This is a genomic window from Kitasatospora sp. NPDC088346 (assembly GCF_044740765.1).
Taxonomy (GTDB): domain Bacteria; phylum Actinomycetota; class Actinomycetes; order Streptomycetales; family Streptomycetaceae; genus Kitasatospora.
The window spans coordinates 42,615-56,426 of record NZ_JBIURH010000028.1 but is presented as its reverse complement, the minus strand read 5'-3'; the positions used below and the strand labels follow the sequence as shown (position 1 = coordinate 56,426).

The following is a 13,812-nucleotide window of genomic DNA, read 5'->3' as shown; positions in this document are numbered from 1 at the left end:
AGCAGAGATGGCGGAAGGAATGGAAGCGGGGCGGGCCCGGGCAGGCCGGCCCCGAACAACGAGGAAGGGCCGGCCGGGACGACTAAGCGTCCCGGCCGGCCCAGAAACCTGACGGTCGAGTGTCAGCGAATGCTGTCCACGTCGACCAGGTCGACCCGGACGTTGCGGCCGCCGAGGGCGCCGACCACGGTGCGCAGAGCGCGCGCCGTGCGGCCGCCACGACCGATCACCTTGCCGAGGTCATCGGGGTGCACGCGCACCTCGATGGTGTGGCCCCGGCGGAGCTGGCGCGAACGCACCTGCACCTCGTCGGGGTGCTCGACGATGCCCTTCACCAGGTGGTCGAGGGCTTCCTCGATCACGCTCAGGCCTCGGTGGAAGCGGCCTCGGCCTCGTCAGCCTTGTCCGCCTTCTTGGCCTTCGGGGTGATGGCGACACCGGTGGTGGCGTCCTCGAAGCCGGCGACGGCCTTCGCGAAGAGGTGCGAGAAGTCCTCGACCTTGGGCTCGGCGACCTTGAGCGGCGCCGGGGCCGGCAGGCCCTTGAACTTCTGCCAGTCGCCGGTCAGCTTCAGGATGGCGAGGACCGGCTCGGTCGGCTGGGCGCCGACGGACAGCCAGTACTGGGCGCGGTCGGTGTCGACCTCGATCTTCGAGGGGTCATAGGTCGGCTGGTAGATGCCGATCTCCTCGATCGCGCGGCCGTCACGCTTGGTGCGCGAGTCGGCGACGACGATGCGGTAGTGCGGGGCGCGAATCTTGCCGAGACGCTTGAGCTTGATCTTGACTGCCACGGGAGTGGATTCTCCTGGTGTTGACGTGGGTGAGCGGCCGGATGGCACCGCGTGGGGTTGCGGGCCCGGTCGTTCAAGGGACACGCCAGCCGTAGGAGAGAGGGGTCCTGCTCGGCTGCCGAGTACTCAGCTGTCCATTCTGCCATACCGGGGCAGGTCGGCCCGACCGAGGGTCCCCGCCCCCGGTAGAGCCGAACAGCCACTCGGCGGCAGATGGCAGCGGCCGTCACCAGTCGGCGCGGTGCGCCGCCGGTCGGCCCAGCCGGCCTCCGTCGCCCTCCAGTCACACCATGTACTGCCGCTGCGACAGTCGCCGCCGTCCGCCTGCTTCGACGTCCGCCGTTCCTGCTGCTGCCACCGCGGGCCCTGCTCGTCCGTGCTGTTGCGGCTGTTCCTACTACCACTGTCTTGCGTACCGCTGTTGCCGCACGCACCACTACTGCCGTGCGTACCGCTGTTGCCGTGCGTACCGCTGTTGCCGTGCGTACCGCTGTTGCCGTGCGCACCACTGCTGCCGTGCGCGCCGATGGGTCGGGCACCACTGCCCTGCGTTCGGAGGTCCGCAGCACCGGGGTCACGGAGTCCCGGGTGCCGGCACCGCACTACGCGATCTTGAACGGCTGCTGGCAGGCGCCGCAGACGATCGAGGCCTGCGCGAGCACCGACGGAACCACCCGCACGTTCCGGCCGCACCCGCAGACCGCCTTGACCCGCACACCGCCGCCGGACGAACCGTGCCGCGCCGCCGGACCGCGGAAGGCCCGGTGCCCGCCCTCGCCGGCCACGGCCAGCTGGTGGGCGCCCAGCGCGCGGTCGAGCCGCTCGATGGTGCCGGAGTACCGGTCTCTGGTGTCGTTGAGCATGGTCACCTGCGAGAAGCCGCTGCTCGCGTGCGGCTCCACCGGATGGGCCAGCCCGAGCTCGGAGGCGAGCATCAGGAAGCGCCGGTTGTGGTACCGGCCGGCCCTGGAGGTGTCGCGGATCTCGCGGGCGGCTGCCAGCCCGTGGGCGGCCTCGTGCAGCAGGCGCTCGAAGTCGAGCCGCGTGCCACAGGCCGAGGAGGACTCGCCGATCAGCGCCTCGGGCGAGGCCAGGTCGGGGAGGTCCTGATGATGGGCCTGGATGTCGCTCCAGGCGGCGGCCAGTTCGGCCGCCAGGACGAGAGGCTGTGTCGTGCTCACGCTGTACCAACGATGGGAAGAGAGCCGGCGTTCCACGAGTTCCCGTTCGTGGGGAATTCCCAGCGAACTCTCAGGAATACACAGCTGTGCGCGAATTGCGCTGCTCGGATCTGACGCAAGACCAACCCCCTGCAACTCTGGGACCGCCGGATTCGGCGGGCTCTCGGCTATCGCCCAAGGGCGCCGCCGCCCATGGGACGGACGGCCCGCGGCCTGGTCGAAATTGACAGGGCCACGGGCCGTATACCGTACCGCTAGTTCAGCAAGACCGGCAGTTGACTGGTGAGTAGTCTCAGCGGAGAACACGGGCCCGGGGACGAACGGCATTCGAACGGACGTCAACCCCCGCGGATACCGCATTGTTCAGCGACAGTTCACCGGCCGGGACCACTGATCGATCGCTCGTCAGCCCCCTCGGCCCGCGCCGCCGAAACCGTCCGTGAACCGCGCCGTCCCGATGCCGCCATCCCGATACCGCCGTCCCGATACCGCCATCCCGATACCGCCATCCCGATACCGCCGGGCCGGGCCGCTCCACCGTCGGGGAGGCAGGGGAGCGACCGGCCGCGGACCGCTGTCCGGCTCAGTAGGCGCGTGCCACGATCGCGATGTTGCCGTCCTGGTCGTCGGTGGCCGGCACCGAGCCGTCGGCGGCGACGATGCAGCGCACCGAGACGCCCTGCTCGGCCAGCTTGGCCTCGCCCTCCGGACCGAGCTCGGCCCAGGAGATCCGGCCCCAGCCGGTGGCGGCGGCCTCGACGGCCTCGTCCAGGTTCTTCACGTCGACGGTGCGGGACTCCCGGCGCTCACGCGACTGACGGAGCAGCAGCGCCTGGTCCTCCTCCAGGATCCCGGGCAGCAGCGCGGCCAGGGCGTCGACGGCCACCGGCTCCTTGCCGCCGGCGATGCGGCGAGCCAGCATCGCGGTGCCGTTCTCCAGGTCGCGCGGACCGACCTCGACGCGGACCGGAACGCCCTTGAGCTCCCAGTCGACGGCGCGGCGGCCGAACGGGGTGTCGGTGCGGTCGTCGACCACGACCCGGACGCCGGCGGCCTCCAGCTGGGCGCCGATCTCACGGACCTTCGCCAGCACCGCGTCGTCGCCCTTGATCGCGAGCACGACGACCTGGACGGCAGCCAGCCGCGGCGGGACGCGCAGGCCGTTGTCGTCGCCGTGCGACATGATCAGGCCGCCGACCATGCGGGTGGAGACGCCCCAGGAGGTCTGCCAGACGTGCTCGCGCTGGTCGCCACCGGACAGGAAGGTGGTGTTGAAGGCCTTGGCGAAGTTCTGGCCCAGCTCGTGGCTGGTGCCCATCTGCAGCGCCTTGCCGTCGCCCATCATGGCCTCGAGGGTGAGGGTGTTGATGGCGCCGGCGAACCGCTCCTTGGCGGTCTTGCGGCCGAGCACCACGTCGATGCCCAGCACGTTGGTCATGAAGTCGCCGTAGACGGTGGTGTGGATCCGCGAGGCGTAGTCGCGCGCGTCCTCGTACGTGGCGTGGGCGGTGTGGCCCTCCTGCCAGAGGAACTCGGTGGTGCGCAGGAAGACCCGCGGGCGCAGCTCCCAGCGGACCACGTTGGCCCACTGGTTGATCAGCAGGGGCAGGTCGCGGTGGCTCTGGACCCACTTGGAGAAGTACTCGTTGATGATCGTCTCGGAGGTCGGCCGGACGACGACCGGCTCCTCCAGCTGCTTCCCGCCACCGTGGGTGACGACGGCGAGCTCGGGGGCGAAGCCCTCGACGTGCTCGGCCTCCCGGGTCAGGTAGGACTGCGGGATGAACATCGGGAAGTAGGCGTTCTGCGCGCCCGCCTTTTTGATGCGCGCGTCCATCTCCTGCTGCATCCGCTCCCACAGGCTGTAGCCGTACGGTCGGATGACCATGGTGCCGCGCACCGGACCGTTGTCGGCCAGCTCAGCCTTGTTGATGAGGTCCTGGTACCAGCGGGGGAAGTCGTCCGCCTGGGGGGTGAGAACGGGTGCCTTAGCCATGGGGCAGATGGTACGGGGACTCGGCCGCCGACTGTGAATCGGTTTACCTGCCGAACGGGCGGGCCGCGGGTCCGTCCCGCACCGGCGCATCCCACCGGCGCACCACCGCGGCGCGCGGATACCTGCTCGCACCCCTCTGGACGCCGGGCCCCGACCGCTGTTCGCTGGATGCGGGGCGGGGTCATCGGGGGGAGCCGTAGACATCTCAACAGACACCGATGCAGACATCGGAATCCAGAACCGGATGGGAGGCCGCGATGGCTTCAGCGCGAGTGGCCGGCACAACCGCACAGCGCCCCGACGCAGCCGGCATGGCGGGGTCGCACGGCCGGGCGCGGGACTGGGCGGAGATCCAGGAGCGCATGCTCGTACCGCTCTACCAGGCGGTCTTCGAGCGGCTGGAGGTCGGGCCGGCCACCAGTGTGCTCAGCCTCGGGTGCCGCTCGGGCCTGGCCCTGCTGCTCGCCGCGGCGCGCGGCGCGCAGGTCTGCGGGCAGGAGCCGGAGGCGGAGCTGCGGGAGCTCGCGGAGGGTCGCGGGCTGCGGGTGCTGGCGGAGTCGGCGGGTGGCGTACGGGGGCCTCAACAGCCCTCCCGGGAAGTCACCCGGACGGCGTACGGCATCCCCCGGGCGGCCCATTCGCTGGTCACCGTTTTCGAGCAGCTCCCCTACGTCCGTGATCCGGCCGTTCTGGTCGCCGAGGCGGCGGGGCTGACCATGCTGGACGGACACCTGGTGCTCGCGTCCTGGGGCCCACCGGAGCGGTGCGAGAGCGCGGGCGCCCTGGACGTCGCGCGCCGCCTCTCGGTCCGTACGCCCGCCTGCACGCCGTTCGCCCTCAGCGGCCCCGGCGCGTTGGAGGACCTGCTGGGCGGGGCCGGGCTGCGGCCCGCCGGCAGCGGCCGGGTGCACTGTCCGTTCGCCTATCCGGACCTGGAGAGCGCGGTGCGCGGAATGCTGTCGACGGGGCTCTTCGAGACGGCGGTCGAGGACTCCGGGCCGACCCTGGTCGGCAAGGAGCTGGAGGAGTCGCTGCATCCGTACGTCCAGGCGGACGGGTCGGTGCGGATGGCCAACGTGTTCCGCTACGTGGTGGCGGAACAGCGCCGCTGAGGCCCCCCGTCGTCGAGGCCCCGGCCACGGTCGGCACCCGGCCGGTATCGCTAGCGCCCGGCCGGCCGGGGCCACTCCTCCGCCGTCAGGGCGAACCGTTCGTGGTCCCGCCAGGCTCCCGCCAGGAACAGCATCCGCGGCGTGAACCCCTCGTACCGGAAGCCGAGCCGCCGCGCCAGCGCGATCGAACGCTCGTTGTCCGGCTGGACGTTGATCTCCAGCCGGTGCAGGCCCAGGCCGCTGCGCTCCATCGGGGCGAAGCAGCGGTCCACCACCAGCCGCATGCCCTCGGTCATCAGTCCGGTGCCGGCGAACGGCAGGTACGAGTCGTAGCCGAGGGCGCCGTTGCAGAAGCGGCCCATCACGATGTTGGCGACGTTGCACTTCCCGACCAGCCCGCCGCTCGCGAAATCCTCGATCAGGAAGGTCCGCAGGCCGGGCCCCTGCCGCTCCAGCAACTCCGGCAGCCCGTCCGGCTCGACCGGGTTCCACCGCCCGATGTGCTCGGCGGACCGGCGGACCGCCTCGGCGTACGGTTCTGCGTCTGTGGGCCTCGGCGCCCGGATCCTCACTCGCATCGGACCATCATCGAGCATTTTCGCGCACCCGTACGGAGGACCGGGCCCTCAGGCCCCCGGGACGCCGCCCGGCACGCCGACGGCCCGGCACCCCACTCGGGGCGGCGGGCCGTGGGCACGGGCCGTCAGGTCGGGCACCGATCGTCGGATCGGGCACGGACCCGTCAGATCAGGTCCTTGAACTCCTTGGGCAGCTCGAAGTCGGCCGGGCCCTTGCCCGCGCCGAGGCCGAACGCGCCGCCCGGGGCCGGGGCCTGCGGGGCGCCGCCGGGGCCGAGCGCCCGGCGCTCGGCGGCCGCCGCCTCCTCCTGGGCCCGCTTCAGCGGGTTGCCGGACTTCTTGCGGCCCTTGGCGGGCTGGGCCTTCTTCGCGGACTTCTTGCCGCCGCCGCCCATCCCGGGGATGCCCGGCATGCCGGGGATCCCCTTGCCGGAGGCCATCGCGGACATCATCTTGCGGGCCTCGAAGAACCGCTCGACCAGGTTGTTGACCTCGCCGACGCCGACGCCCGAACCCTTGGCGATACGGGCCCGGCGCGAGCCGTTGATGAGCTTCGGGTCGGTCCGCTCGGCGGGGGTCATCGACTTGATGATGGCGCCGACGCGGTCGACGTCCTTGTCGTCGATGTTGTTGATCTGCTCGCGGATCTGCCCCATGCCGGGCAGCATGCCGAGCAGCTTGGAGATCGAGCCCATCTTCCGGACCTGCTCCAGCTGCGACAGGAAGTCGTCGAGCGTGAAGTCCTTGCCGCCGCCCTGCAGTTTGGCGGCCATCTTCTCGGCCTCGGCCTGGGAGAAGGTCTGCTCGGCCTTCTCGATCAGGCTGAGCATGTCGCCCATGCCGAGGATGCGCGAGGCCATCCGGTCCGGGTGGAAGGCGTCGAAGTCGTCGACCTTCTCGCCGTTGGAGGCGAACATGATCTGGCGGCCGGTGACGTGGGCCACCGAGAGGGCGGCGCCACCGCGGGCGTCGCCGTCCAGCTTGGAGAGCACCACACCGGTGAAGTCGACGCCTTCGAGGAAGGCCTGTGCGGTGGTGACCGCGTCCTGGCCGACCATGGCGTCGACGACGAAGAGGACCTCGTCCGGGGTGACGGCGGCGCGGATGTCGGCGGCCTGCTGCATCAGCTCGGCGTCGATGCCGAGGCGGCCGGCGGTGTCGACGATGACCACGTCGTACTGCTTCTGCTTCGCGTACTCGATCGAGTCGCGGGCGACCTGCACCGGGTCGCCGACGCCGTTGCCCGGCTGCGGGCCGTAGAAGGCGACGCCGGCGCGCTCGGCGACCACGCCGAGCTGGGTGACGGCGTTGGGGCGCTGGAGGTCACAGGCGACCAGCAGCGGGGTGTGCTTCTGCGACTTCAGCCAGTGGCCGAGCTTTCCGGCCAGGGTGGTCTTACCGGCACCCTGCAGACCGGCCAGCATGATCACGGTCGGGCCGGTCTTGGCGTAGCGCAGGCGGCGGGTCTCGCCGCCGAGGATGCTGATCAGCTCCTCGTTGACGATCTTGATGATCTGCTGCGCCGGGTTCAGCGCGCCGGAGACCTCGGAGCCGAGCGCGCGGTCCTTGATCTGCTTGATGAAGGCCCGCACCACGGGGAGCGCGACGTCCGCCTCCAGGAGGGCGATCCTGATCTCGCGCGTGGTGGCGTCGATGTCCGCCTCGCTGAGGCGGCCCTTGCCCCGGAGGTTCTTGAACGTCGCTGCGAGGCGGTCGGAGAGAGTGTCGAACACGTCGGTCGCGGGTCCCTTGCGGCATCGGTACGGGTACTGTCGTCGCCCCCAGGGTATCCGCCCGGCCCAGCTGCGGTCTCCACCCCGGCGGACGAGCGTCCCCGACGACGGTCCGGACACCCGCCCGAGACCGGTCGGGACGGGGATCCGGACAGCCGCCGCCGCCCCGAAGGCAGGCCCCGGCCCGGCGGCGGCGGCTCAGCCCAGTGCCGACTGGACCGCCCGGGCCACCTCCGCGGCCCGCTCGGCCGCCAGCGGTCTCCCCGCCGGGTCCGTCACGTAGAAGGCGTCCACCGCGTCCGCCCCGAGGGTGGAGACGTGCGCGGTGCGGACCCGGACCCCGGCCGCGTCCAGCGCCCGACCGATCCGGTGCAGCAGTCCGGGGGCGTCGTGCGCCCGGACCTCCAGGATGGTGGCGCTCCGCGAGGCGTCCGGGGCCACCGTGACCACCGGGGGCGGGGTGGCGATCCCCCGCCGGCGCGGCGCCGCGGCGTCCCGTTCGGCGAGCTTGCGCGAGACGTCCAGCGAGCCGTCCAGCGCCCGCCGCAGGTCGGCCCGGAGCCGGGCCGCCTCCGGCAGCTCGCCGTACTCGGCGGCGACCGTCCAGGAGATCAGCAGCACCGGGCCGGCGCCGATCGGGTCGAGCTCGCGCAGGCTGGCCGCGCGGACCGTCAGCCGGTGCAGCGCGAGCACCCCCGCGACGGTGCCCAGCAGGCCCGGCCGGTCCGGGATGGCCAGGGTCAGTTCGACGCCCATCGGCTCGGTGACCGGCGACTCGTGGTCGGTCTCGGCGTGCAGCGCCAGCGCCGGGACGCCGGTCCTGGCCGCCTCGACCGCCAGCCGTTCCTCGTCGACGGTCGGTTCGGCCTCCGCCGGGAAGTCCCCGCCGCCGGCCAGCTGCGCGGCCGCGCGGGCCGCCAGCCCGGAGACCAGCGAGGCCCGCCAGCTGCTCCAGGCCGCGGGCCCGGTGGCGGTGGCGTCGGCCTCGGTGAGGGCGTGCAGCAGTTCCAGCTGGGGCAGGGTGCCGACCACCTTGGTGATCAGTTCGACGGTGGCCGGGTCGTCCGGGTCCCGCCGGGTCGCGGTCTCCACCAGGGTCAGGTGGTGGCGGACCAGCAGGGCCAGCGTCTCGGTGTCCGCCCGGTCGAATCCCATCCGGACGGCCACGTCGCGGACGATCACCTCGCCGGCCTCCGAGTGGTCCCCCGGCCACCCCTTGCCGATGTCGTGCAGCAGGGCCGCGACCAGCAGCAGGTCGGGGCGGGCCACCCGGCGGGTCATGGCGGCGGCCCGCACCGCCGTCTCGATCAGGTGCCGGTCCACCGTCCAGCGGTGGACGGCGTTGCGCTGCGGCCGGCAGCGGACCCGCTCCCAGTCCGGCAGCAGCCTGCTGATCAGCCCCTCCGCCTCCAGCGCCTCCCAGACCGGCAGGCAGGCCTCGCCGGCGCCGAGCAGGGTGACCAGCTGCTCGCGGGCCTCGTCCGGCCACGGCACCGGCAGCGGCCTGGTCTCGGCGGCCAGCCGCCGGACGGTGGCGTACGAGACGGTGAGCCCGGCCTGCGCGGCCGCGGCGGCGGCTCGCAGCGGCAGCACCGGGTCCTGCGCCGGGCGGGCGCTCTGCGCGAGGACCGCCTCGCCGTCCTGCTCGACCACGCCCTCGGCGAGCGGGCGCCGCTCGACCGCGCCCTTGGCGACCGCGCCGCCGCCGGCCCGGCCGGCGCCGCTGAACGGGAAGGCCAGCCGGGAGATCCGCCGGCCGCGCCGGGAGCGGGCGGCCAGTATCCGGTCGACCGAGCGCCAGGTGACGTCCCCGGCGTACGCGATGGTGCGCGCGGCCTCGTACACCTGGCGCAGCAGGGTGTCCGCGTCCAGGACGCCGAGCCGGGCGGCGACCTGGTCCTGGTCCTGGAGGCTGAGCCGCTCGGTGGCCCGGCCGGTGACCAGGTGCAGGGCGTCCCGGACGTCGGCGAGCCGGCGGGCGGCGGCCTCCAGCCCGTCGCGCGGGGCGTCGGCGAGCCAGGTGGCGGCGATGGCGTTGAGCGCGACCACGTCGCGCAGGCCGCCGCGGGCCTCCTTGAGGTCGGGTTCGAGCAGGAAGGAGAGTTCGCCGTGCCGCTCGGCCCTGGCCCGTCCGAGTTCCTGCAGTTCGGGCAGCCGCTGGGCGGCCCCGGCCCGCCAGTCGGCGAGGACGGCGGAGCGCAGGCCCGCGGTCAACCCGGGGTCGCCGGCGATGTGCCGGGCGTCGAGCAGACCGAGCTGGGCCTTGAGGTCCTCGCCGGCCACCGCCCGGGCCTCGGCCGTGGTCCGGACGGAGTGGTCCAGCGCGGCGCCGGAGTCCCAGACCGGGTACCAGAGCCGCTCGGGCAGTTCGGGGTCGAGTGCGCCGTCGTGCAGCAGCAGGACGTCGAGGTCGCTGCGGGGGGAGAGCTCGCCGCGGCCGTAGCCGCCGACCGCGACCAGGGCGGTGCCGGCCGGGGCGCCGGCCCGGCGGAACAGGCCGGTCAGCCAGCGGTCGGTCAGGCCGGACAGCGCGGTGCGCCGCTCGGTGCCGGACAGCTCGGGGTCGGCGAGCAGCCGGGCGCGGTCGGCGGCGTGGTCGCCCGGGCGGGCCGGGTCGGCGGGGTGGGCTTCGGTCGAGGTCACGTCGTGGTCCCCATCCGTGTGACGAGCAGGCACCGGGTGGCTCCGGCGGCGTTGCCGGACGCGCCCCCGGCGACAGGAGCCGGATACGCCTTCGGCGGACCTGCCGGGAGCAGGTCCGCCAAAGGACGGTTGTGCTGAATGCTAGAGCGCGTCGGGCCCGCGCTCGCCGGTGCGCACCCGGACCGCCGTGTCGACCGGGACGGACCAGACCTTGCCGTCGCCGATCTTGCCGGTCCTGGCGGCCTTGACCACCACCTCGATCAGCTGCTCGGCGTCGTCGTCCTCGACCAGGATCTCGACCCGGACCTTGGGCACCAGGTCCACGGTGTACTCGGCGCCGCGGTAGACCTCGGTGTGGCCGCGCTGCCGTCCGTAGCCGCTGGCCTCGGTGACGGTCAGGCCGTGCACCCCGAAGGCCTGCAGGGCGTCCTTCACCTCGTCGAGGCGGTGGGGCTTGATGACTGCGGTGATGAGCTTCATCAGGCGTCGACCTCGGTCTTCCGGGTGCTGGCGGTGGCGGTGGCGGCGACGGTGACGGGGGCCGCTGCGGTGGCCCGGCCGAGGCTGGCGCCGACGGCGCTGAAGTCGTACGCGGACTCGGCGTGCTCGGCCTGGTCGATGCCGGCCACCTCGACGTCCTCGGAGACCCGCAGGCCGATGGTCTTGTGGATGGCCTGGCCGAGCAGCCAGGAGACGACGAAGGAGTAGACCGCGACCACCGCGACGCCCATGGCCTGCTTGCCGAGCTGGCCGAGGCCGCCGCCGTAGAACAGGCCCTGCGCGGTCTGGCCGACGTGTCCGGTGGCGAAGAAGCCGATCGCCAGCGAGCCGACGATGCCGCCGACCGCGTGGACGCCGACCACGTCGAGCGAGTCGTCGAAGCCGAACCGGTACTTCAGGCTGATCGCGGCGGCGCAGACGGCGCCGGCGATCAGGCCGATGGCGATCGCACCGAGCAGGGAGACCGAGCCGCAGGCGGGGGTGATGGCGACCAGACCGGCCACCGCGCCGGAGGCGGCGCCCAGCGTGGTGAACGCGCCGTGCTTGATCTTCTCGTAGGCGAGCCAGCCGAGGACCGCCGCGGCGGTGGCGACCTGGGTGTTCAGGAAGGCCATTCCGGCGACGCCGTTGGCGGCCAGCGCGGAACCGGCGTTGAAGCCGAACCAGCCGAACCACAGCAGGCCGGAGCCGAGCATCACCAGCGGCAGGCTGTGCGGCCGCATCGGGTCCTTCTTGAAGCCGATCCGCTTGCCGAGCACCAGGCACAGCGCGAGACCCGCCACACCGGCGTTGATGTGCACCGCGGTGCCGCCGGCGAAGTCGATCACGCCGTTGCGGTCACCGAGCCACCCGCCGTTGCCGCCGTCGAAGAAGAACACCCAGTGGGCGACCGGGAAGTAGACGATGGTGACCCAGAGCGCCACGAACAGGGCCCAGCCGGTGAACTTGGTGCGGTCCGCGACCGCACCGCTGATCAGCGCCGGGGTGATGATCGCGAACATCAGCTGGAAGGCGGAGAACGCCGTGACCGGGATGGTGCCGGTGATGTCGTTCATCCCGATGCCGCGCATCCCGAGGAAGTCCAGGTTGCCGATCAGGCCGGCCCCGGCGTCGGGGCCGAAGGCCAGGCTGTAGCCGTAGAGGACCCAGAGCACGCTGACGATCGCGAGCGAGATGAAGCTCATGACCAGCATGTTGAGTGTGCTCTTGACCCTGACCATGCCTCCGTAGAAGAAGGCCAGACCCGGGGTCATCAACATGACCAGGGCCGCACAGATGAACACAAAGGCGGTATCGCCCGCGCTGAAGCCGTCCGGCATCGGCGTCTCCTCTGGGATGAAAGCCGATCCACACCCGGGATTCCTGTCCCGTGCCACCCGGGGTGTCGGCGATGAGAGGAGCGTGCCGAAGGCGGGTTTCGGCCGATGCGGCTCGGTGTTTCACCGCAGTGACGTCGTTGACGCACGCGTTACGAGGACGTGAACTACGGCCGCGCCATGACAGATCTTGCGATACCTTGCGGCCGCACGACACCGGACGTGCCGGGGACGTCACCGACCGTGGAGGCCTTCTCGCGGTGGGGCGGGGGAGCCCGTTCGGATGCGAGTTTCGTTGGCCTCCACGGTCGGAGCCTGCTCCGGCGATGGCCGGAAATCGTTGGGCACTGGCCCGTCAGCGGCACGGCGGCCCGGGGGCACGGCGGCCCGGCGGCCCGCAGCGGCCCGGCTCAGACCGCCGTGGCGGCGAACTCCGGGATGTCCTGCACCACGCGCTCGGCGAGCCGGGAGACCTCCGGCACGTCCCGGTACTGCCGGGTGGCCGCCTCCGAGGTCTTGCGGACCCGGGTGTTCAGCCGCTCCGACCGGACCTTCTTGGCGATGTCCACGGCCTGCTCGCACATCACGGCGGCCTGCTCCGGCTCGTTCTGCAGCAGGTGGACGCTGGCCATGCCGACCAGGTTGAAGGCGTACGAGCGGACGTGCTCGCCGTCCTGCCGGAAGAGGTCGACCGCGCGCTCCATGACCGGGGAGGCCATCGAGGCGTAGAGCGGGCTGCGGGTGGAGTGGTAGGCCAGGTCGCGGAAGGAGTGGGCGTTCTCCGCGTTCAGCTCGGCCTCGGAGAAGAACTTCAGCCAGTCCGGGGTGCCGTCGCCGGGCCGGCAGTCGCTGAAGGTGTCCTCGGCCAGCCGGGCCGCCCGGGCGCAGCGGTTGACCTCGCCGATGGTGGCGTAGGCGCGGGCCTCCATCGCGTACAGCAGGGCCTGCTGGCGCGGGCCGGCCGTGTCGCGGCTGCCGTACTGGGCGAGGTGGATCAGCTCCAGGGCGTCCTCGCCCCGGTTGAGGTGGATCATCTGGCGGCTCATGTCGGTGAGGATGAGCGCGCCGAAGGGCCGGTCCCCCGCCTCCTTGGCGGCGTGCAGCGCCAGCACGTAGTACTTCTGGGCGCTGGGGTGCATGCCGACGTCGTACGACATCCAGCCGGCCAGGTGGGCCAGCTCGGCGGTGAGCCGGAACAGCCGCTTGGTGGTCTGCTCGGGGTAGGTCTCCTGGAGCAGGTCGGTGACCTCGTGCAGCTGGCCGACGACGGCCTTGCGGCGCAGGCCGCCGCCGTTCTGGGCGTCCCACTGCCGGAACATCTCGGTGGTCTGCTCCAGCAGTTGGAGCTCGGGCTCGGAGAGCCGGCCGGTGTGCGGTTCGCCGTGGTTGGCTGCGGTCAGGATGGGCATCGGTGCTCCGCCGGGGCCGGGGGTGAGCCAGCGCTGCATCGGCTCGATCAGCGCCGCGCCGGCCGTCAGTGCGAGGGAGGTGCCGAGGAAGCCGCGGCGGTTGAGCATCAGGTCGCTGCGCGAGTACTCGCTGATCAGCTGGACGGTCTGTTCGCCGCTCCACGGCAGGTCGACGCCGCCGCCGACGGTGGAGACCGGGACGGCGGCGCGCAGGCCGAGGTCCTCGACCGAGACCACCGAGCCGAACCGCTCGGAGAACAGTTCGGAGAGGATCTTCGGGATCGGCTCGCGCGGCTGTTCGCCGTCGAGCCATCGACGCACCCGCGAGGTGTCGGTGCTGACGTGGTGCGCACCGATCTGCCGCGCCCGACGGTTCACCTGGCGGGCCAGCTCCCCCTTGGACCAGCCGCTGCGTGTGAACCACGAGGTCAGCTTCTCGTTCGGTTGCTTGTCTCCCATGGGAACGTCCCCATCCCGCCCGGCCCACCGGGGGCCCCGATCGTGTGCCCGCCGGTCGCGGGCGCTTGCTCGACGTGCTTGCGGTGCCTGT

The 13,812-nt window shown here is 72.4% G+C and carries 11 protein-coding genes; 1 reads left to right on the top strand and 10 read right to left on the bottom strand.

Translation table 11 applies throughout. The annotated features are described in order from the left end of the window. Positions 1 to 122: 122 nt before the first annotated feature. From ACIOFR_RS28500 to proS, 4 genes are all read right to left on the bottom strand, one after another. Entirely contained in the window at positions 123 to 362 is a 240-nt protein-coding gene (locus ACIOFR_RS28500; RefSeq protein WP_033824615.1) for an RNA-binding protein, read from the bottom strand. Positions 363 to 364: 2 nt separating this feature from the next. Continuing rightward, positions 365 to 793, bottom strand: coding sequence for a 30S ribosomal protein S16 (gene rpsP / locus ACIOFR_RS28495; protein ID WP_401002076.1), 429 nt, complete (start codon positions 791 to 793; stop codon positions 365 to 367). 602 nt (positions 794 to 1,395) lie between these two features. After that, positions 1,396 to 1,974, bottom strand: a complete 579-nt coding sequence (locus tag ACIOFR_RS28490; RefSeq protein ID WP_371499434.1) for a hypothetical protein — start codon at positions 1,972 to 1,974, stop codon at positions 1,396 to 1,398. Positions 1,975 to 2,557: 583 nt separating this feature from the next. After that, positions 2,558 to 3,970, bottom strand: coding sequence for a proline--tRNA ligase (proS, locus tag ACIOFR_RS28485; protein WP_401002075.1), 1,413 nt, complete (start codon positions 3,968 to 3,970; stop codon positions 2,558 to 2,560). 257 nt (positions 3,971 to 4,227) lie between these two features. On the opposite strand from proS, the gene ACIOFR_RS28480 reads away from it, so the two are divergent. After that, positions 4,228 to 5,082, top strand: a complete 855-nt coding sequence (locus tag ACIOFR_RS28480; protein ID WP_401002074.1) for an SAM-dependent methyltransferase — start codon at positions 4,228 to 4,230, stop codon at positions 5,080 to 5,082. Between the two features lie 50 nt (positions 5,083 to 5,132). On the opposite strand, the gene ACIOFR_RS28475 is transcribed toward ACIOFR_RS28480, so the two are convergent. The 6 genes from ACIOFR_RS28475 to ACIOFR_RS28450 all read right to left on the bottom strand — a co-directional run bounded on the left by ACIOFR_RS28475 (position 5,133) and on the right by ACIOFR_RS28450 (position 13,721). After that, positions 5,133 to 5,660, bottom strand: coding sequence for a GNAT family N-acetyltransferase (locus tag ACIOFR_RS28475; protein WP_401002073.1), 528 nt, complete (start codon positions 5,658 to 5,660; stop codon positions 5,133 to 5,135). A gap of 164 nt (positions 5,661 to 5,824) precedes the next feature. Next, positions 5,825 to 7,393 carry a signal recognition particle protein gene (gene ffh / locus ACIOFR_RS28470; protein ID WP_371499426.1) on the bottom strand — a complete coding sequence of 523 codons (1,569 nt, stop codon included), beginning with the start codon at positions 7,391 to 7,393 and terminating at the stop codon, positions 5,825 to 5,827. Positions 7,394 to 7,591: 198 nt separating this feature from the next. Continuing rightward, complete coding sequence (locus ACIOFR_RS28465) at positions 7,592 to 10,036, bottom strand: [protein-PII] uridylyltransferase (protein WP_401002072.1); 2,445 nt, start codon at positions 10,034 to 10,036, stop codon at positions 7,592 to 7,594. A gap of 141 nt (positions 10,037 to 10,177) precedes the next feature. Beyond that, the gene (locus ACIOFR_RS28460; RefSeq protein ID WP_350641981.1) at positions 10,178 to 10,516 is read right to left on the bottom strand and encodes a P-II family nitrogen regulator; all 339 of its coding nucleotides are present in this window, start codon (positions 10,514 to 10,516) and stop codon (positions 10,178 to 10,180) included. Then, positions 10,516 to 11,856, bottom strand: a complete 1,341-nt coding sequence (locus ACIOFR_RS28455; RefSeq protein WP_401002071.1) for an ammonium transporter — start codon at positions 11,854 to 11,856, stop codon at positions 10,516 to 10,518. Before ACIOFR_RS28455 ends, ACIOFR_RS28460 begins: the two co-directional genes overlap by 1 nt. A gap of 407 nt (positions 11,857 to 12,263) precedes the next feature. Then, positions 12,264 to 13,721 (bottom strand): hypothetical protein, encoded by a 1,458-nt coding sequence (locus ACIOFR_RS28450; RefSeq protein WP_401002070.1) that lies wholly within the window; start codon positions 13,719 to 13,721, stop codon positions 12,264 to 12,266. Positions 13,722 to 13,812 lie beyond the last annotated feature (91 nt).

Coding starts and splice junctions, on each gene's coding strand:
- proS (WP_401002075.1), bottom strand. CDS start 3,970: ATGGCTAAGGCACCCGTTCTCACCCCCCAGGCGGACGACTTCCCCCGC.
- ACIOFR_RS28480 (WP_401002074.1), top strand. CDS start 4,228: ATGGCTTCAGCGCGAGTGGCCGGCACAACCGCACAGCGCCCCGACGCA.
- ACIOFR_RS28475 (WP_401002073.1), bottom strand. CDS start 5,660: ATGCGAGTGAGGATCCGGGCGCCGAGGCCCACAGACGCAGAACCGTAC.
- ACIOFR_RS28460 (WP_350641981.1), bottom strand. CDS start 10,516: ATGAAGCTCATCACCGCAGTCATCAAGCCCCACCGCCTCGACGAGGTG.
- ACIOFR_RS28455 (WP_401002071.1), bottom strand. CDS start 11,856: ATGCCGGACGGCTTCAGCGCGGGCGATACCGCCTTTGTGTTCATCTGT.
- ACIOFR_RS28450 (WP_401002070.1), bottom strand. CDS start 13,721: ATGGGAGACAAGCAACCGAACGAGAAGCTGACCTCGTGGTTCACACGC.